General features: G+C 63.1%; 16 protein-coding genes. 2 read left to right on the top strand and 14 right to left on the bottom strand.

Features of this window, described 5'->3' with window-relative positions; all coding sequences use genetic code 11:
- Window positions 1-18: 18 nt before the first annotated feature.
- The 7 genes from PCOSP_RS17855 to PCOSP_RS17825 form a co-directional block, all read right to left on the bottom strand.
- A complete protein-coding gene (locus PCOSP_RS17855) occupies window positions 19-369 on the bottom strand; it encodes a Na+/H+ antiporter subunit G (RefSeq protein ID WP_139648336.1) in 351 nt (116 codons plus the stop codon).
- Window positions 366-644 (bottom strand): K+/H+ antiporter subunit F, encoded by a 279-nt coding sequence (locus tag PCOSP_RS17850; protein WP_139648338.1) that lies wholly within the window; start codon window positions 642-644, stop codon window positions 366-368. Before PCOSP_RS17850 ends, PCOSP_RS17855 begins: the two co-directional genes overlap by 4 nt.
- Window positions 641-1,129, bottom strand: coding sequence for a Na+/H+ antiporter subunit E (locus PCOSP_RS17845; RefSeq protein ID WP_139648340.1), 489 nt, complete (start codon window positions 1,127-1,129; stop codon window positions 641-643). Before PCOSP_RS17845 ends, PCOSP_RS17850 begins: the two co-directional genes overlap by 4 nt.
- Window positions 1,126-2,811, bottom strand: a complete 1,686-nt coding sequence (locus tag PCOSP_RS17840) for a monovalent cation/H+ antiporter subunit D (RefSeq protein WP_464709193.1) — start codon at window positions 2,809-2,811, stop codon at window positions 1,126-1,128. Before PCOSP_RS17840 ends, PCOSP_RS17845 begins: the two co-directional genes overlap by 4 nt.
- Window positions 2,808-3,152: a Na+/H+ antiporter subunit C gene (locus PCOSP_RS17835; protein ID WP_003180540.1), complete on the bottom strand. Its 345-nt coding sequence runs from the start codon at window positions 3,150-3,152 to the stop codon at window positions 2,808-2,810. The genes PCOSP_RS17840 and PCOSP_RS17835 overlap by 4 nt, the downstream gene beginning before the upstream one ends.
- Window positions 3,152-6,076 (bottom strand): monovalent cation/H+ antiporter subunit A, encoded by a 2,925-nt coding sequence (locus PCOSP_RS17830; RefSeq protein ID WP_464709192.1) that lies wholly within the window; start codon window positions 6,074-6,076, stop codon window positions 3,152-3,154. The genes PCOSP_RS17835 and PCOSP_RS17830 overlap by 1 nt, the downstream gene beginning before the upstream one ends.
- A gap of 130 nt (window positions 6,077-6,206) precedes the next feature.
- Window positions 6,207-7,229 (bottom strand): DMT family transporter, encoded by a 1,023-nt coding sequence (locus PCOSP_RS17825; RefSeq protein ID WP_139648346.1) that lies wholly within the window; start codon window positions 7,227-7,229, stop codon window positions 6,207-6,209.
- Between PCOSP_RS17825 and PCOSP_RS17820 the strand changes: the two genes are divergently transcribed.
- Window positions 7,224-7,787 carry a helix-turn-helix domain-containing protein gene (locus PCOSP_RS17820; RefSeq protein ID WP_464709190.1) on the top strand — a complete coding sequence of 188 codons (564 nt, stop codon included), beginning with the start codon at window positions 7,224-7,226 and terminating at the stop codon, window positions 7,785-7,787. The genes PCOSP_RS17825 and PCOSP_RS17820 overlap by 6 nt on opposite strands.
- A 42-nt stretch (window positions 7,788-7,829) precedes the next feature.
- Here PCOSP_RS17820 and PCOSP_RS17815 read toward each other — a convergent pair whose 3' ends face one another.
- The 3 genes from PCOSP_RS17815 to PCOSP_RS17805 form a co-directional block, all read right to left on the bottom strand.
- A complete protein-coding gene (locus PCOSP_RS17815) occupies window positions 7,830-8,945 on the bottom strand; it encodes a Gfo/Idh/MocA family protein (RefSeq protein WP_139648350.1) in 1,116 nt (371 codons plus the stop codon).
- Window positions 8,946-9,155: 210 nt separating this feature from the next.
- Entirely contained in the window at window positions 9,156-9,923 is a 768-nt protein-coding gene (locus PCOSP_RS17810; RefSeq protein WP_024780032.1) for an SDR family oxidoreductase, read from the bottom strand.
- A 23-nt stretch (window positions 9,924-9,946) separates the two neighbouring features.
- A complete protein-coding gene (locus PCOSP_RS17805) occupies window positions 9,947-11,014 on the bottom strand; it encodes a phosphotransferase family protein (RefSeq protein WP_175364286.1) in 1,068 nt (355 codons plus the stop codon).
- Between the two features lie 317 nt (window positions 11,015-11,331).
- Between PCOSP_RS17805 and PCOSP_RS17800 the strand changes: the two genes are divergently transcribed.
- On the top strand, window positions 11,332-11,727 hold the full coding sequence (locus PCOSP_RS17800) for a DUF4280 domain-containing protein (protein ID WP_464709188.1): 396 nt from the start codon (window positions 11,332-11,334) through the stop codon (window positions 11,725-11,727).
- Between the two features lie 500 nt (window positions 11,728-12,227).
- Here PCOSP_RS17800 and PCOSP_RS17795 read toward each other — a convergent pair whose 3' ends face one another.
- From PCOSP_RS17795 to tssH, 4 genes are read right to left on the bottom strand one after another with little or no spacing between them, the layout of a single operon-like run.
- On the bottom strand, window positions 12,228-12,770 hold the full coding sequence (locus tag PCOSP_RS17795) for a toxin-antitoxin system YwqK family antitoxin (protein WP_175385682.1): 543 nt from the start codon (window positions 12,768-12,770) through the stop codon (window positions 12,228-12,230).
- A gap of 13 nt (window positions 12,771-12,783) precedes the next feature.
- A complete protein-coding gene (locus tag PCOSP_RS17790; protein ID WP_464709187.1) occupies window positions 12,784-14,793 on the bottom strand; it encodes a type VI secretion system Vgr family protein in 2,010 nt (669 codons plus the stop codon).
- A 12-nt stretch (window positions 14,794-14,805) separates the two neighbouring features.
- Window positions 14,806-15,300 carry a hypothetical protein gene (locus tag PCOSP_RS17785; RefSeq protein ID WP_024776588.1) on the bottom strand — a complete coding sequence of 165 codons (495 nt, stop codon included), beginning with the start codon at window positions 15,298-15,300 and terminating at the stop codon, window positions 14,806-14,808.
- 55 nt (window positions 15,301-15,355) lie between these two features.
- Window positions 15,356-17,899 (bottom strand): type VI secretion system ATPase TssH, encoded by a 2,544-nt coding sequence (tssH, locus tag PCOSP_RS17780; protein WP_464709186.1) that lies wholly within the window; start codon window positions 17,897-17,899, stop codon window positions 15,356-15,358.
- Between the last annotated feature and the right edge of the window lies 1 nt (window position 17,900).

Here is a 17,900-nt window from a genome sequence, read left to right as displayed (position 1 = left end):
TTTGCACCGTCTGATCCTTCACTGACGTCGGCTGCTCACCTCCGCCGGCACATCATCCCCGGCCATGCGCTTGCGGAATAACGCCGCCCGGGCCAGCAACAGGGTGGTCACCGGTACGGTGATGGACAGCAGGATCGGTATCAGCCAGGCATGCAGCACCGGCCCGGACTTGAGCGCCGAGAAATAAATGATCGAGGCCAGCGCCACGCACCAGGCTCCCAGCGTCGAGGCCAGGGCCGGCGGGTGCATGCGCTGGAAATAATCCTTCAACCGTACCAGGCCTATGGCCCCGGCCAGGGCGAACAGGCTGCTGAGTACCAGCAGGACCGCCACCGGGATCTCCACCCACATCGACAAATGCCCGGTCATTCGATCACCTCGCCACGCAGCAGGAACTTGGCCAGGGCAAACGAACCGACAAAGCCGAACAGGGCGATCAACAGCGCTGCCTCGAAGTAGGTGTCACTGGCGTAGCGAATGCCCAGCACCAGCATCATCAGCATCGCAACGATGTACAGGTAATCCAGCGCCAGGACCCGGTCTTGCGCCGACGGCCCCTTGAACAGGCGCAACAGGGTCAGCACCATTGCCAGGGCGAACAGGAACAGACTGAGCAGAATGGCATTGGACAGCAACGGACTCATTCGAAAATCTCCATCAGCGGCCGCTCGTAGGTGGCCTTGAAATGCGCGATGAACGACGCTTCATCCTTCAGATCGAACACATGCATCAGCAGGATACGGCGATCCAGCGCCAGTTCCGACCAGACCGTTCCGGGGATCACCGTGGTGATCATCGACAACGCCGCGAGGCCATTGGCGTCGTGCAGGTCCAGGGGCACCTTGACGAAGCGCGAGCGCGGCGGGCGTCGCCCGGCATTCAGCACGCCCCAGGCCACTGCCAGGTTGGACACCAGCACATCGCGTCCCACCAACAGGAACAGTCGCAGCACCACCCAGGGGCGGCGGATACGAATGGGGCGTGGCCGCAGCGGGCGCATCATCAGCGGTGCCAGGAAGCCCAGCGCCGCCCCCAGCAGCAGGTGCCCGGCGCTGAGGGACAGGTTCAACAGCAACCACAGCGCCCAGAGTGCCAGGGACAGCCATGGTGCGGGAAACAGCCGTTTCATGGCTGCACCTCCGGCACTGCGCCAAGGGCGTCGGGGCTGGGGATGCTACGTGTGGCGAGCACCGACATCACATAGTGTTCTGGCGTGTTCAGGGCGTTAGCGGCGTCCTGGGTGTAGCGCAGCAACGGTTCGGCCTTGAACGTCAAGGCGATACCCAGGCCGAGCAGCGCAATGATCGGCAGGCATTCGAAAGGTCGCAGCAGGGGCGAGGGGCGCTCCTGCGGCGTCCAGAAGCGCTGGATGCCCAGGCGCGAGAACGCGATCAACGAGGCCAGCCCGGACAGGATCAACAGCGCCAGCAGACCCCACGCCTGATACGACACCGGCGCTCCGGCGTCGGCCCCGAGCCCCAGCGGGTTGAGCAGGGCGTTCAGCAGCCCCAGCTTGCCGATGAACCCCGATAACGGCGGCATGCCGACAATCAGCAGCGCACAGGCAATGAAACTCAGGCCGAGGAAGGCCATGGTCCAGGGAATCACTTGCCCGACCACGGCTTTTTGCTCGTCATCGAGGTTGGTGCCCTTGGGCGGTTGCAGGGACTCCAGCGGTCGCGGCAAAGCATCGAGGTCGTCCTCCAGCGACAGCTCATTGGCCGAACGCGAGCGTTCGATCAACTCGGCCAGCAGAAAGAGCGCGCACAGCGCCAGGGTCGAACTCACCAGATAGAACAGTGCAGCACCCACCAGGTTCGGCTGGGCGAAGCCGATGGCGGACAACAGGATGCCGGCCGATACCAGGATGCTCAGGCTGGCCATGCGTTCCAGGCGCTGGGCCGCCAGAATGGCGATGGCCGCGCAGACAATGGTCGCCATGCCGCCGTAGATCAGCCAGTCGCCGCCGAAATACGCTGAAGCGCCGGCCTGGCCGGAGAACAGCAAGGTCCACAAGCGCAGGATCGTGTAGATGCCCACCTTGGTCATGATCGCGAACAGCGCTGCCACAGGCGCACTGGCGGCGCTATAGGCGGGCACCAGCCAGAAGTTCAGTGGCCACATGCCGGCCTTGGCCAGGAACGCCACCGCGAGGATCGCCGCCCCCGCATGCAGCAGGCCGCGGTCGGCTTCCGGCACCAGAGGCACTTTCAAGGCCAGGTCGGCCATGTTCAAGGTGCCAGTGACGCCATAGATCAGCGCCGCGCCGATCAGGAACAGCGAGGAGGCCAGCAGGTTGATCGAGATGTAGTGCAAGCCCGACGACACCCGTGCCCGGCCCGAGCCATGCAGCAGCAAGCCGTAGGAGGCGGCCAGCAAGACTTCGAAAAACACGAACAGGTTGAACAGGTCCCCGGTGAGGAAGGCGCCATAGAGGCCCATCAGCTGAATCTGGAACAAGGCATGGAAGCTGGCCCCGGCGCCGTGCCAGCGGGCCATGGCGAACAGCAGGGCGCTGACGCCGATGATGCCGGTCAACACCAGCATCAGCGCCGACAGGCGGTCCACCACCAGGACGATGCCGAACGGCGCCTGCCAGTTGCCCGGCAGGTACACGCCAATGGAGGCGGGCAGGGTCTGGTCCTGGGTCCAGTACAGCAACAGCACCGCGATGCCCAGGCCCAGCAGGCTGGAGAACAGGTTGATCCGTGCCTTGAGCGCGCGGTGCTTTTCCCCCAGCATCAGCATCAACGCGGCGGTGAGCAATGGCAGGAGAATAGGCGCGGCGATCAGGTGAGGCGTCAGCATCATTCCCTGGGCTCCCGGCCGTCCACATGGTCGGTGCCGGTCAGGCCCCGGGAGGCCAGCAATACCACCAGGAACAACGCGGTCATGGCGAAGCTGATGACAATGGCGGTCAGTACCAGGGCCTGGGGCAGCGGGTCGGTGTAGTGCAGCAGGTCCTGGGGCACGCCGTCCTTGATGATCGGCTCCTTGCCGATGAACAGGCTGCCCATGCTGAAGATGAACAGGTTGACGCCATAGGACAGCAGGCACAGGCCCATGACCACCTGGAAGGTTCGCGGCCGCAGCACCAGCCAGACGCCGGAGGCGGCCAGGACGCCGATTGCAATAGCGATGACTTCTTCCATCAGGGGGTGGCTCCTTTGAGGGGGGCGGCAGGCTTGGACTGCTGGGCCGGCTTGTGGGCGCGCACCGACTGGTGCGCCAGCGCGGTGAGGATCAGCAGCGTCGAACCAACCACCACGGCATACACGCCGATGTCGAAGAACAGGGCGCTGGCCAGGTGAATGTCCCCCAGCAGCGGCCACTCCACATGCCAGGTGTGCGTGGTGAGGAACGGATAGCCCACGAGCATCGCTCCCAGGCCCGTCGCCGTTGCGAACAGCAACCCGGTGCCCATCCAGCGCAGCGGCCGCAGGCTCATTTGCGCCTCGACCCACTGGGTGCCGGCCACCATGTACTGCAGGATGAACGCCACCGACATCACCAGCCCGGCGACGAAACCGCCACCCGGTTGGTTGTGGCCGCGCATGAACAAATAGAACGACACCACCAGGGCAATCGGCAGCAGCAGGCGCACCAGCACCGATGGCACCATCATGAAGCCCAGCGCGGTATCGCTGGCGTGCCGTGGGTTGACCAGGTCGGTGACCACGTCCGGCGCCAACAGGCGCTGCTGCGCTGGCAGTTGCATGCTTTCCTTCGGTGGGCGGAAACGTCGGAGCAGGGCAAACACGGCCAGGGCCACCGCCACCAGCACGGTGATTTCCCCCAGGGTGTCGAAGCCGCGGAAATCCACCAGCATCACGTTCACCACGTTGCTGCCGCCGCCTTCGGGCAGGGCCCGGCTGAGGTAGAACGAAGAAATGTCGTTGGGTGTCTGGCGCGTCAGCATCGCGTAGGACAGCAGCGCCATGCCGCCACCTACCGCGCCGGACAGCAGCAAGTCTCGCAGACGACGGATACGCGCGCGCCGTTCGCTGTTGGGCCGGGGCAATGCGTCCTCGATCCGCCGTGGCAGCCAGCGCAGGCCCAGCAGGATCAGCACCGTGGTCACCACTTCCACCACCAGTTGTGTCAAGGCCAGGTCGGGGGCGGAGAACCAGACGAAGGTCACGCAGGTCATCAGGCCGCAGACGCTGACCATGGTCAGGGCCGCGAGACGGTGATACTTGGCCTGCCACGCCGCGCCCAGGGCACAGGCGATGGCCAGCAGCCAAAGGATGACGAAGACGATGGAGCCGGGAATCTTCGGCCGGTCGCCCCAGGCCAGCGAGCTGTGCAGCATCGGAATCAGCCCGGCCAGCACCGCAACCAACACCAGCAGGAATAACTGGGCCTGGAGGCGCCGGGTACTGATGAGTCGTTCCAATCGCCGGCCGAGGCGCATCGTCAGCACCAGGCTGCGCTCGAACAGACGCTTGCCGCTGAACCGACCAATGAGCGGCGTATGGGTGATCTGCCCACGCTTGAATTGCTTGCGCAGCAGCAGGTACAGCACGACGCCGCCGGACATTGCCACCAGGCTCATGATCATCGGTGCATTGAGGCCATGCCAGATCGCCAGGCTATATTCGGGCAGGCTGCCGCCCACGACCGGCAGAGCGGCCGCCGCCAGCAAGGAGCCGACCACCTGGGCCGGAAAGATCCCCACCAGCAGGCAGGTGAACACCAGCAACTCCACCGGCGCGCGCATCCAGCGCGGTGGTTCGTGGGGGGTATGGGGCAGGTCGGTGGCCGCGGGGCCGAAGAACACGTCCACCGTGAAGCGCAAGGAGTAGGCGACGCTGAAGGTCCCGGCGATGGTGGCGATGATCGGCAGCGCCAGCTCGACCCAGGCGGTGGCGGAAATGAACACCGTTTCGGCGAAGAACATTTCCTTGGAAAGGAAGCCGTTGAGCAGCGGCACCCCGGCCATCGCCGCGCTGGCGACCATTGCCAGCGTCGCCGTGAAGGGAATCAGCCGCACCAGGCCGCTGAGCTTGCGAATGTCCCGGGTGCCGCTTTCATGGTCGATGATCCCGGCGGCCATGAACAGCGAGGCCTTGAAGGTGGCGTGGTTGAGAATGTGGAACACCGCGGCCACGGCCGCCAACGGGCTGTTCAGGCCCAGCAGCAGGGTGATCAATCCCAGGTGGCTGATGGTGGAATAGGCCAGCAATCCCTTGAGATCATTCTGGAACATCGCGCAGTAGGCTCCCAGCAACAGCGTACAGGCTCCCGCACCGCCGACGATGTAGAACCATTGTTCACTGCCCGACAGCGACGGCCACAACCGTGCCAGCAGGAACACCCCGGCCTTGACCATGGTCGCCGAGTGCAGGTAAGCCGAGACCGGCGTGGGCGCGGCCATGGCGTGGGGCAGCCAGAAATGGAACGGGAACTGGGCACTTTTGCTCAGGGCGCCAATCAGGATCAGTGGCAGCAGGATGGGGTAGAGGGCATGGGCCCGGATCAGGTCGCCCGCGGCCAGGACCTTGTCCAGTTCATAGCTGCCCACCACATGGCCGAGCAGCAACACCCCGGCCAACAGGCACAGCCCGCCGGCCCCGGTCACCATCAGGGCCATGTAGGCGCCGCGCCGGGCATCGGCGCGGTGATGCCAGTAGCCGATCAGCAGGAACGAGAACAGGCTGGTCAGTTCCCAGAAAAACACCATCTGGATCAGGTTGCCGGAGATCACCAGCCCGAGCATGGCCCCCATGAATGCCAGGAAGAACGCGAAGAAACGCGGCACCGGATCTTCCGGTGACATGTAATAGCGGGCGTACAACGACACCAACGTACCGATGCCCAGCACCAGCAACGAAAACAACCAGGCAAACCCGTCCAGGCGCAGCACGAAGTTCAAGCCCAGGCTCGGCAGCCAGAAATATTCTTCACGGATCACGCCGCCGTCGACGATCTGCGGGTAGAGCAAGGCCACCTGAACGGTGCCGACCAGGGCGACGAGGCCTGCCAGCAGCGATTCGGCGTTACGGGCGTTATGCGGCAGCAGCGCCGCGACGCCGCTGCCGATGAAGGGCAAAAGCAATAGAACTATCAGTGACATAGGATTCTATTCGGCGGGAGATAGTGAGGGATCATACGTGGCGTGTCCCCGATCACCAACCGCGAGGGTGTCGCAGAATCCTACAAGATAGGCAGATTTTTCCTGCTTTGCGTTGTTTCAGTGGCGGACCTCAACCTTCACCCTCCAGCACGTTATCCGCCTCGACGGCAGTTTTATTCCGGGTCTTCAGTTCACTGACAATCACCGCCGCCACGATCAATGCCGCGCCGAGCAAGGCAATCCCCGGCAAGCGCTCGCCCGCCAGGCGTCCGGCGATGCCGGCCCACACCGGTTCACCGGCGTAGATCAGTGTGGCGCGGGTCGGCGAGACACTTTTCTGCGCCCAGTTCATTGCCACCTGGATCGCCGCACTGGCGGCCCCCAGGCCTACGGCGCTGAACAGCAGCAGCCAGGAGAATCCCGGGATCGTTTCCTGGGTGGGCACCACCATCAGGAACGCCAGCACCGCAGTGCTGGCCAGCTGAACCACGGTGACCCGGCGCACGTCGACCTGGCCGGCATAGGTGCTGATCAGGATGATTTCGGCGGCAATCGCGATGGCGCTGATCAGCGTGGCGATTTCGCCGGAGCTGAAGTTCAGCGACGCGCCGGCCGGTCCCGATAGCAACATCAGCCCGGTGAACGCCAGCATGATGCCAATGCTTGGCATCAAGCCCGGCCGACGGCCCAGCACCAGCCACTGCAACAGTGGCACGAAGGGCACATAGAGCGCGGTGATGAACGCCGACTGGCTGCTGGGGATGGTTTGCAGGCCGACCGTCTGCAGACCGTAGCCGAGCATGATCGCCACGCCGATGAAGCAGCCGGCCTTGAGTTCGAACAGGGTCAGGTCCCGTAGATGGCGCCAGGAGAATAGCGCGACAAACGCCGCTGCGGCGGCAAAGCGCAAGCCGACGAAAAACATCGGCCCGCTGACGGTCATGGCGTGCTGCACCAGCAGGAAAGTCCCGCCCCAGATCATGGTGATCAGCACCAGCACGCACTCGGCCTTGCTGAGCCGCAGAAAGCGGGAGGAAGTTTGAGGAGAGTTCACCGATGCCATGACCTTGCGCGCCACTGGAGAGGGACGCACAATGCGTCCGAAGTTGGGCAGTATAATGCGCAACCCTAGTATGTGAGCAATATAGTGCACAAAGAATCCGGCCAGCGGGCGTCCGTCCTGCAACACGTCAGCCAGAACGTCCGCCGTCTGCGCCACGCCGCGCAGCTCAGCCAGACCGTATTGGCGGAGCGGTCCGGGGTCAGCCGGCGGATGCTGGTCGCCATCGAGGCCGGAGAGAAGAACGTCAGTCTGACCACCCTGGACCGCGTCGCCGAAGCCCTCGACGTGGCGTTCAGCGACCTGATCCAGGCGCCCGATGCCCGCGACCCGAGCCGCATCAACGAGCTGGCCTGGGCCGGCGCGATCCCCGGCAGCAAAGCCGTGCTCCTGGCCAAGGCCAATGCCAGCCGCGAAGTCGAACTGTGGGAATGGCGCCTGGAGCCTGGCGAACACTACGCTTCCGAGCCCGATAACGATGGCTGGAGTGAGCAACTCTATGTATTCGAGGGATGCCTGACCTTGCTGCTGGGCAATGAAGAGCGTCGGATCGGCGCGGGGGAGTTTTTCATGTTCGCCAGCAACCAACCCCATGGTTATCGCAACGATGGGGCGGTGGCGACGCGGTTCGTGCGCAACGTGGTGATTTGACTCCTGGAGACGAGACAGCCAGTGGCGAGGTGCAACGCGGGGTCACAAACCGCTGACTTGCACCCACCGCTGTTCCCGTGCTGACAGGCGAATCGCCGCCGCCAGCCGCTCCACTTCCCAGGCCTCTTCGAAGTCCGTCCCACTGCCACCTTGATCGGCGAGGGTCATGATCAGTTCCTGTACCTCCAGGGTCTTCAATTCGTTGTAGCCCAACTGGTGCCCGGCGGCCGGGCTGAACGCGGCGTAGCCCGGCAGGTCCGGGCCGGCCAGCAACCGCTGGAAACCCGTCTGGCCGACACGGCTCACCTGCAGTTCATTCAGTCGTTCCTGATCGAATATCAGCGTGCCAAGGGTGCCGCTGATCTCGAAGCCCAGGTGATTCTTGCGGCCGTGTTTCAGCCAACTGCTGCTCACCGTGCCGCGGGCGCCGCTGCTGAAGCGCAGCAGGGCGTGGACCTGATCGTCTACCGCGATGGTGCGCTGCTCGGGATTGCCCGTGCTGGCCGGGCGTTGGTTGTGCACGGTCTGGCTGTCGGCGCAGACCGCTTCGACATCGCCCAGCAGGTAACGGGCCATGGCCAGCAGATGGCTGCCCAGGTCCGCCAATGCGCCACCGGCATGGGCCGCTTCGCAGCGCCATGACCATGGCGAAGTCGGGTCGGCCATGAAGTCCTCGCTAAATTCACCCTGGAAACTGATGATCCGGCCCAGCTCCCCGCGCTGGATCATCTCCCGTGCCAGATGAATGATCGGGTTGTGCTGGTAGTTGTAGCCGACCCGCGTGACCACTCCGGCGGCCTTGGCGGCCTGGCGCATCTGCTCGGCCTGTTCCAGGGACACCGCCAGGGGTTTTTCGCAGTAGACCGCCTTGCCCGCCGCCAGCGCCGCCATGGCCATCGGATAATGCAGGTGGTTGGGGGTGGTGATGGCGACCAGATGGACCTTCGGGTCGTCGATCAGTTGTTGCCAGTCGCTATGAACCGTCTCGAACCCCCAGCTGCTGGCGCATTGCCGGGCACGCTGCGGATCGGCATCGGCCAGGGCCGCCAGGGTCAGGTTCAGGGGGAGGTCGAATACCGCCTTGGCATTGTTGAATGCCAAGGCATGGGCTCGGCCCATGAAACCGGTGCCAATCAAGCCAATGCCAAGTTCGCGCATGAGAAAGAGCCCTTTGAATGGTGATATTCAGAAGGGCTCTTTATGGAATAAATATTCGCAAATTGCAAATGTTGGAATAAATATTCTTGTTGGGGTGAAGGCCCCTGTGGGAGCGAGCCTGCTCGCGATGGCGGTGTATCAGTCAACATCAATGTTACTGAGCCACCATCATCGCGAGCAGGCTCGCTCCCACAGGGGGAAAGTGCGGTGTCAGGAAAGGAACCCACCATCCACATTCAGCGCCACACCGGTGGTGTAGCTCGACGCGTCACTGGCCAGGTACAACACGGCGCCAGCCATTTCGCTTGGGTCGGCCACGCGTTTGAGCGGAATCTGCGCCAGGGCGGTTTTCAGGATCGCGTCGTTCTTGACCAGCGCCGAGGCGAACTTGGTGTCGGTCAGGCCCGGCAGCAGGGCGTTGCAGCGGATGCCGAACTGCGCGCATTCCTTGGCGAACACCTTGGTCATGTTGATTACCGCGGCCTTGGTCACCGAGTAGATGCCCTGGAAGATCCCCGGCGAGATGCCGTTGATCGATGCCACGTTGATGATGCTGCCGCCGCCGTGCTCGCGCATCAGCTTGCCGGCTTCCACCGACATGAAGAAATAACCGCGAATGTTCACATCGACGGTTTTCTGGAAGGCGCCCAGGTCGGTGTCCAGCACGTTGCAGAACTGCGGGTTGGTGGCCGCGTTGTTCACCAGGATGTCCAGGCGCCCGAACTGTTCGCGAATGCCGGCGAAGACCTGGCTGATCTGCTCCATTTCACCAATGTGGCAGGCGATGGCGGTGGCTTTGCCGCCCGCGGCGATGATGGCGTCGGCCACGTGCTGGCAACCGTCGAGCTTGCGGCTGGAAACGATCACATGGGCACCTTGCTGGGCCAGCAACTTGGCGATGGCCTCGCCGATGCCACGGCTGGCGCCGGAAACGAAGGCGATTTTACCGTCGAGGTCGAACAACTGGGTCTTGGACATGCTGTTTCCTTGTCATGGGGCGCTCAGAGCGTGGATTGACCGATGACCTGCAAGCTCATCTGCTCCAGCAGTTTGTTCATCTGAACGAACTGGGCGAAGCGTTGATCCTGGGTCTGGCCGTGGAAGAAGCGGTAGTAGATCTGCTGGACGATACCGGCCAGGCGGAACAGGCCGTAGGTGTAATAGAAGTCGAAATTGTCGATGCGGATCCCGGCGCGCTCGGCGTAGTAGTCCACGAATTCGCGACGGGTCAGCATGCCGGGCGCATGGCTGGGCTGACGGCGCATCAACTGGACCGGTGCCGGGTCCGTCGCTTCGATCCAGTAGGCGAGGCTGTTGCCCAGGTCCATCAGCGGGTCGCCGAGGGTGGTCAGTTCCCAGTCCAGCACGCCGATGATTTGCATCGGGTTGTCCGGGTCGAGGATCACGTTATCGAAGCGGTAGTCGTTGTGGACGATGCTGGAAACTGGATGGTCGGCCGGCATCTTGTCGTTGAGCCAGGCCTTGACCGTCTCCCATTTCGGCGCGTCGGGGGTCAGGGCTTTTTCGTAGCGTTCGCTCCAGCCACGGATCTGGCGAGCCACGTAGCCTTCGGGCTTGCCGAGGTCGGCCAGGCCACAGGCGTGGTAATCGACTCGGTGCAATTCGACGAGCCGGTCGATGAAGCTCTTGCACAGCGCCTCGGTGCGGGCGGCGTCGAAACCCAGCTCCGGCGGCAGGTCGGAGCGCAGGATGATGCCCTTGACCCGTTCCATCACGTAGAACTCGGCGCCCATGACGGACTCATCGGTGCAGTGCACATAGGCTTTCGGGCAATACGGGAACTCATCGCGCAACTGGTTGAGGATGCGGAACTCACGGCCCATGTCATGGGCGGATTTGGCCTTGTGGCCGAACGGCGGACGGCGCAGGACGAACTCCTGTTCGGGGTACTCCAGCAGGTAGGTCAGGTTCGACGCGCCACCGGGAAACTGGCTGATCCGTGGTACGCCGGTCAGGCCGGGGATGTGGGCCTTGAGGTACGGGTCGATCAGGTTGGCATCGAGTTCTTCACCGTCGCGTACGCGGGTGGACTGATCAGTAAACGCCATGCTTATCCCTTCTGCTTATTCTGGAGGCCATCGATCATTGGCTAATCAAGGGTTTGTACGAAAAGTCGCCGAGCGGCGATCAGGCAAGGCGAAAACAGGCGAGGAAGCGGAGTTTACGGGTTGTAAATGAGCATTCCGAGCCTGTTTTCAACGCAGCCTGATCGTCGCGCAGGCACTTTTCGTCCAAAGCCTAATGGCGTGTGGGAGGCGTAACAAGCACGCCCGGGTCTTATAGGTTAGCGTGTTGCCGGATAATCAGCGGGCCTGATGCGCGCGGGTGAGCTATGGTTTCGGGGTCGCTTCAAGGAGTCGCCGCGATGGGATGCCCACAGGTTTGCAGCACCGCCATCCTGCAATGCAGCTTCGGTGCAGCCCCGGCGGTGCTCAACGTCTTGCCGGTCAATCGAATGCTGACCGGTGGCATGCCGGCGGCGAATATCATGGATCACATTCCGCTGGTGAACATCACTACGTTCGGCATGTGCACGAGCCTGGCCAACCCCACCGTAGCCGCTGCGACTGCGGCGGCCCTGGGGGTGTTGACGCCCATGCCTTGTATTCCGGCTACTGCCGCGCCCTGGATACCGGGTGGGGCGCCGACCTTGCTGTTGGGCAACATGCCGGCGATCGATGCCAACAGCACCCTCATGTGTACCTGGGCGGGGGTGATCAAGATTGTTGTGCCGGGGCAGGTGCAGATGTTGATTCCCTGAGTGGGTCTGCCTGGATCTTGTTGACCGGGTGTATATCCATTGCTGCGGTAACGGCTGCTTATGGTTCCGCCCTGACGGCGGGTTACTTTTGAAAAGCGCAAAAGTAACCAAAACGCTCTTGCCCCACCACTCGGCACCTCGCCAAGGCGAGGTGTTCCCTCACTCCGGCATTGCTCCGTGGGCCCGCCGCGAAGGGCCATCCGTGGCCCAGCGCGGCTACCCCGGCATCCATGCCGGGGTACCCACTACGCAATGCCTGCGTTCGGCCAGCGTGGTTTAACGGGGCGCCCAGGATCAAAAGCAAAAGCTAAAGCAAAGCGGCTTTGCAACTGGCGTGTTTTGCCCGGCCGCACCCGATACTCTGTGGGAGCGAGCCTGCTCGCGATAGCGGTGGGTCAGTTGACGGTGATGGGGAATGTGCCGCTGTCATCGCGAGCAGGCTCGCTCCCACAAGGTTTGCCGGTGGGTTCAGGTCTCAAAGTCCAGCAGAAGCTAGGCGTTCATGCCTGCGCCGGATCATTCCAGCGCCTGAACCACCAGCGTACCCGGGAAATCGGCTTGCCGTCGGCGTCCAGCGGTCGTCCGTCCTCGGCGTAGGCATGGGCCGGTTCCAGCAGTTGGCCGTTGAGGTAGCGGGCTTCGACGGCCGGGTTACCGTTGGGGTGCAGGCGGCGATAGCGGCCGTCGCGCACGCCGTCGCGATAGAACTCGGACTCGGCCAATTGCCCATCCGGGAAATAATTGTTGGCTTCGCCGTGCAGCAACCCGCCGCGATAGGTGGCTTGGCGCTGCAACCCACCTTCGGCCGCGTAAAAGCTCGCCACGCCCTGCAATTTGCCTTTGACGAACGGCAGTACCGCCGAGACCTTGCCATTGGGGTGGTACAAGGTACTGGTGCCTTGCAGTTCACCTTGGCTGTAGTTGAGTTTCGCTTGCGGGCGTCGGGCTTCTTCGATGTGCAACGGGCCGTCGAGCCGGCCGTCGATCAACTGACCGCTCAGTTGGCTGTCGCCACGTTCCACGTCCAGCTTCTTCGAGGCCATCGTCGCGCTCCTGTCAGTTGACCTTCACCATGCCGCCCTTGATGGTCAACATGCCGCCGCCGTCCACTGTCTGTTCGGCGGCGGCCTTGTTGACCAGGCTGATGCCGGCATCATTGGTCAGGGTGGTGCCGGCCTTGTTCTCCAGCGAGGTGCCGGCCTGGTTGCTCAGGGCCGTGCCGGCCTTCTGGCTGATGGACGTGCTGGCCTGGGCCGCCAGGTCCGCGCCGCTCTTGATGGCGAAACTGCCGCCGCTTTGCAGGGTCAGGGTGCCGCTGACCTTGATGGTCAGGTTGCCGTCCACGGTCAGCTCGTAGTTGCCGGTGACCTTGTGCGTGTAGTTGCCGCCGGTGCTGTGGGTCTGGTCCGAGCCCACGGTCACGGTGCGGGTGTCTTTCACATCGAGGCTGTCGCTGCCGGTCTGGATCGTCACGCTGCGCTTGCCTTTCTCCAGGGTCACGGTCTCGTCGCCATCCTTTACCGTGCGGGTGCGGGCGTTCTGCACCGTGAGGGTTTCGTCGTGGCCGACGGTGGCGGTGGTGTCGTTGAGTACGTTGATGTTGAAGTCTTTCTGAGCCTGGAGAAACACCTCCTCGGCATCCTTCTTGTCTTCGAAGCGTAGCTCGTTGAATCCGCCGCCACCCTTTGACGAGTTGGTCTTGATCCCGGATTGGGTCTGGTTCGCCGGCAGCGCGTAGGGCAGGGCGTTGTCGCCGTTGTAGACGCAGCCGGTCACCAGCGGTCGGTCGGGGTCGCCGTCGATGAATGTGACGATGACTTCCTGGCCGATCCGGGGCACGAACTGCATGCCAAAACCCTTGCCGCTCCAGGGCAGGACCACCCGCACCCAGCAAGACGAGGTTTCGTCATTCTTGCCGGTGCGGTCCCAGGGGAACTGCAACTTGATCCGCCCGTATTCATCGGTCCAGATTTCTTCGCCGGCCTTGCCCACCACCAGTGCGGTCTGGGTGTGCATGCGCGGTTTCGGCGTGAGGCGGGCCGGTCTATATGGCGTGGCCTTGGGAATCGCTTCGAAGCGATTGCGGTAGCTGTCGTGGCTGGCTTCATGACTGACCGAGGTCACCACCCAATCGATGTTCAACGACGGATCTTCGTGGCCGGCGAGGGTGAACCAATACCCCGGCACCAGCCAGCGGCAATCGCTTTCACCGACAAACCGCTGCGCCTGGCTGCGCAAGCCATCCACCCGTTGCTTGGTCAATGCATCGCCCTGGGCCTTGGCGTTGTAGCCGCCCGGATGTTCGTACATCGAACTGGGGCCGGCCACGGCTTCGGCCTGGCTGTAGAGCGAGGTCGTCGGCGTGGTGAATTCATAGTCGGTCGCCTGATAGACCCCGGCCACCGCTTGCAGGGACACGTGCCCCGAGCGGATGCCATGCAGTTCCCGCTCGCCCATTCCCTGCCCGAGATAGTTCACCGTCGGCCCGTTGGGGATCGGTGCGAAGGCGTCGTTGCTGTCGGCCAGCACCAGGGTGTGCTTGCCGGCTTCATGGCTGAAGAACCAGAAAATCCCGTCTTCCTCCAACAGCCGGGAAACGAAGGCCAGATCGGTTTCTCCGTACTGCACGCAGTACTCCCTTGGCGTGTAGCTGCCGCTGAGCTTGAGCTGGAAATCGGTAAACGCGTGGGCCTTGAAGATCGTGGTGACGATGTCCGATGTGGCGAGGTTCTGGAACACCCGGTTGTTGCTGGCCAGGCTCAGCCACCAGAGCCAGGGCCTGAGCAACAGCTGATAGCGCTCGGCGGTAGCGTCGGCGGGCAACTGGCGGATTTCGGCGACCAGCCAATCCAGCGGACGTAGCAGGGCGTCCTTGTGCAGGGTGGTGGTGACATGGCTGGCGACCGCGCTGGCGAGCGTCAGCGGGGCGCCGTCGACGACGCCATTGAGGATATGCGAGCCCAGGGCATTGAGGCTTTCTTCGCCGGACAGCGATTCAGGGTACAGCGCCGACACCGTGGCGGCGGTGAGGGATAGGGTGGTGTTGCTGTCGGTGGAGCGGGCCATCGATTGATACCTCTATACCGCCTCACCCTTCACGAAATTACTGCCTAACAGCTTCTCCATCACTGTTTTCAGGTCTTTGAGTAAGTGTTCAGGTGGCGTGGTAATGGTATGAGTGGCTTTGGATATTTTTGCTTTTTTACCTTCTTCTTTCAGCAAGGTCTTCGTTGAAGACTTGACGTCAAGTTGATCGTCTTGGTCAGTTTCAAGTTGAAAGTAAATAGATCCGTTATTTTTTCCACCTACCATAGTTACATGAAAATAGGTCCACATGCCTGAATCGTTCGGAGTAATAGAAATATGCGCGCTATTGTCACCCACCTTCAGGCCATCAAGCAGAAGCATTCCCGAGCGGGTGCCGGTGACAAGATTTGTACCACCCACAGCACCGATTACATCAAGTTCCTCTCCGTAGACAGCCCCGGATTTAATGATGGAGTTCACCATCGGTGTCCAAGGATCGTGCGTGGCAATACTCGCTGCGGTAAGTGTTGATTGTGCATAGCCCATATTTGCAGCTCCTGTAGGTTTTGATCACATCTCCGATAGGCACTGGGGCAACATTTTATTCCAATGCCCATTCCGCCAGTTTTCCGGTCACCTGCGTCATCAACACATTCTCCACATCCCGCGCCCCAGCCGCGCTGCACTTGGCAAGCACCGCTTTGACGATCCCGGCATCGAACTCGAACTGCTTGCCCGTCGCGGTCTTGTAGCGCCCGCGCAATTTCTCCAGCTTCGCCAGCACGATGCCCTCCAGCGTTGCCTCATCGAGCGGTCGATACGCCACAACCGTCATGCGCGCCAGGAACGCCGGACGAAACGCTTGCAGCAGCACCTTGCGCAAGGCTTCGTTGAAGGCATCGCTGCCCAGTTGCGCGGCTGGTGTGTCCAGTAGCAATTCGGCGCCGACGTTGCTGGTGGCGAGCATCACGGTGTTCTTGAAATCCACCACCAGGCCCGTACCGTCCTCCATCAGGCCCTTGTCGAAGACGTTGTAGAACGCTTCGAGCACGTCCGGGTGGGCCTTTTCGATTTCGTCCAGCAACACCACCGAATAGGGTTTGCGCCGCACCGCTTCGGTGAGTACGCCACCGCTGCCATAGCCGACATAGCCGGGCGGGGCGCCTTTGAGTTGGCTGACGGTGTGGGCTTCCTGGTACTCCGAGAGGTTGATGCTGATCAGGTTGCGTTCGCCGCCATACAAGGCGTCAGCCAGGGCATAGGCGGTTTCGGTCTTGCCCACCCCGGTGGGGCCGACCAGCAGGAACACGCCCACCGGTTTCTGCGGATCGGTAAGGCCGGCGCGGTAGGCCTGCAGGCGTTGGGCGATGGTATTGAGGGCGGTGCCCTGGCCCATGACCCGCAGGCCCATGCGTTGGCCGAGGGTGCGCACGGCATGGGCTTCATCGGCGAGCATCTTGCCCACGGGAATGCCGGTCCAGCCGGCGATTACGGCGGCCACGGTCTTGCTGTCCACCTGCTCGGGCACCAGTGGATCGTCCTGGCGAATGGCATCGAGGCCGGCTTCCAGGCGCAGCAGTTCGGCGGCCAGATGGTCGATGCGGTTATCGACTTCGGTGTCGGCTTTTTCACTGTCGGCGCGTTCGCTCAGGGCCAGCAGTTCGCGCCGGGTGTCGAGCAGTTCGCGCACGGCTTCGCGTTCTTCGCCCCAGCGGGTTTCCAGTTCGCGGATGGCCTGTACATTGTCGGTGGACTCGCCCTCCAGCAGGGTGATGCGTTCGCGATGGTCCAGGCCGGTGGCCTGTTCCCGGCGCAGGCGTTCGACTTCGTCCTTGAGGCTGTTCTGCCGGTGCCGCAGGCTTTCCAGAGGGGGCGGTACATCGTGCTGGCCAAGGGCGACCCGGGCGCAAGCGGTGTCGAGCACGCTGATGGCCTTGTCCGGCAGTTGCCGTCCGGAAATATAGCGGTGGGAGAGTTTCACCGCTTCGTGGATTGCCGCGTCCAGCACCTGAACACCGTGGTGCTGTTCCAGCTTGCTCGCCACGCCACGGAGCATTTCCACGGCAGTAAGTTCGTCCGGCTCTTCGACCTGTACCAACTGGAAGCGGCGGGCCAGGGCCGGGTCTTTCTCGAAGTATTTCTTGTATTCCAGCCAGGTGGTGGCGGCCAGGGTGCGCAGCTCGCCCCGGGCCAGGGCCGGTTTGAGCAGGTTGGCCGCGTCGCTGCCGCCCTCTGCGCCGCCGGCACCGATCAGGGTATGGGCTTCGTCGATGAACAGAATGATCGGTTTCTCGGCACTGCGTACCGCGTCGATCACGCCTTTGAGGCGTTGCTCGAATTCACCCTTGACCCCCGCGCCGGCCTGCAACAGGCCGAGATCGAGCACCCGCAGCGTGACCTCCTGCAGCGACGGCGGCACATCCCCGGCGGCGATGCGCAAGGCGAGGCCTTCTACCACGGCGGTCTTGCCGACACCCGGTGCGCCCACCAGGATCGGGTTGTTCTGCCGGCGCCTGAGCAGGATGTCGATGCATTGGCGGATCTCGCCGTCGCGTCCGACGATGGGGTCGATGCGGCCATTGCGGGCATCGTCGGTCAGGTCCTGGGTGTACTGGTCGAGTACCGGGTCCTGTTTTTGCGCTGCCTGCCCGGGTTTCGCCGGACGGGCAACGCCGGCATGTTCCCGGGAGCTTTCGGTCCATTCCAGCAGATGGGTGCGCAGGGCGTCCCGGGGAATGCGCAGCAGTGACGAGGCGCTGTTGAGCAACAGGCTGCGACGCTCATCGCGGTCCAGCAGCGCCAGCAGCAACAGCCCCGAGCGGATGCTAGTCAGGCCGAGCACACTGGCCTGGACCACGGCGTCTTCCAGCAGGCCGATGGTTTGCGCCGACAGCGCGGGTGTGCGGGTGCTACCGGACTTGAACAGGTCCAGGGCCTTGTTGGTCTCCGCCGCCACCGCGTCACGCTCAAGGCCGAAGCGCGGTAGCAGACAGGCGAAGTCACCGCCTTCGATGTCCAGCAACTCCAGCAACAGGTGTTCGATTTCCACATAATGATGACTGCGTTGCAGGCAGCGCTGGGCGGCCCGTTCCAGGGCGCGGCGATTGTCCGGGTTGAGGCGTCCGATCAGGCTGGCCAGTTCCATT

It is taken from the genome of Pseudomonas sp. MAFF 730105, from assembly GCF_055380705.1.
The sequence above is the reverse complement of the archived record's forward strand: the minus strand, read 5'-3'. Positions and strand labels throughout refer to the sequence as shown.

Bases quoted from the DNA above. Each gene is read 5' to 3' on its own strand.
- PCOSP_RS17855 (WP_139648336.1), bottom strand. From the start codon at position 369: ATGACCGGGCATTTGTCGATGTGGGTGGAGATCCCGGTGGCGGTCCTG.
- PCOSP_RS17850 (WP_139648338.1), bottom strand. From the start codon at position 644: ATGAGTCCGTTGCTGTCCAATGCCATTCTGCTCAGTCTGTTCCTGTTC.
- PCOSP_RS17845 (WP_139648340.1), bottom strand. From the start codon at position 1,129: ATGAAACGGCTGTTTCCCGCACCATGGCTGTCCCTGGCACTCTGGGCG.
- PCOSP_RS17840 (WP_464709193.1), bottom strand. From the start codon at position 2,811: ATGATGCTGACGCCTCACCTGATCGCCGCGCCTATTCTCCTGCCATTG.
- PCOSP_RS17835 (WP_003180540.1), bottom strand. From the start codon at position 3,152: ATGGAAGAAGTCATCGCTATTGCAATCGGCGTCCTGGCCGCCTCCGGC.
- PCOSP_RS17830 (WP_464709192.1), bottom strand. From the start codon at position 6,076: ATGTCACTGATAGTTCTATTGCTTTTGCCCTTCATCGGCAGCGGCGTC.
- PCOSP_RS17815 (WP_139648350.1), bottom strand. From the start codon at position 8,945: ATGCGCGAACTTGGCATTGGCTTGATTGGCACCGGTTTCATGGGCCGA.
- PCOSP_RS17810 (WP_024780032.1), bottom strand. From the start codon at position 9,923: ATGTCCAAGACCCAGTTGTTCGACCTCGACGGTAAAATCGCCTTCGTT.
- PCOSP_RS17805 (WP_175364286.1), bottom strand. From the start codon at position 11,014: ATGGCGTTTACTGATCAGTCCACCCGCGTACGCGACGGTGAAGAACTC.
- PCOSP_RS17800 (WP_464709188.1), top strand. From the start codon at position 11,332: ATGGGATGCCCACAGGTTTGCAGCACCGCCATCCTGCAATGCAGCTTC.
- PCOSP_RS17795 (WP_175385682.1), bottom strand. From the start codon at position 12,770: ATGGCCTCGAAGAAGCTGGACGTGGAACGTGGCGACAGCCAACTGAGC.
- PCOSP_RS17790 (WP_464709187.1), bottom strand. From the start codon at position 14,793: ATGGCCCGCTCCACCGACAGCAACACCACCCTATCCCTCACCGCCGCC.
- PCOSP_RS17785 (WP_024776588.1), bottom strand. From the start codon at position 15,300: ATGGGCTATGCACAATCAACACTTACCGCAGCGAGTATTGCCACGCAC.
- tssH (WP_464709186.1), bottom strand. From the start codon at position 17,899: ATGGAACTGGCCAGCCTGATCGGACGCCTCAACCCGGACAATCGCCGC.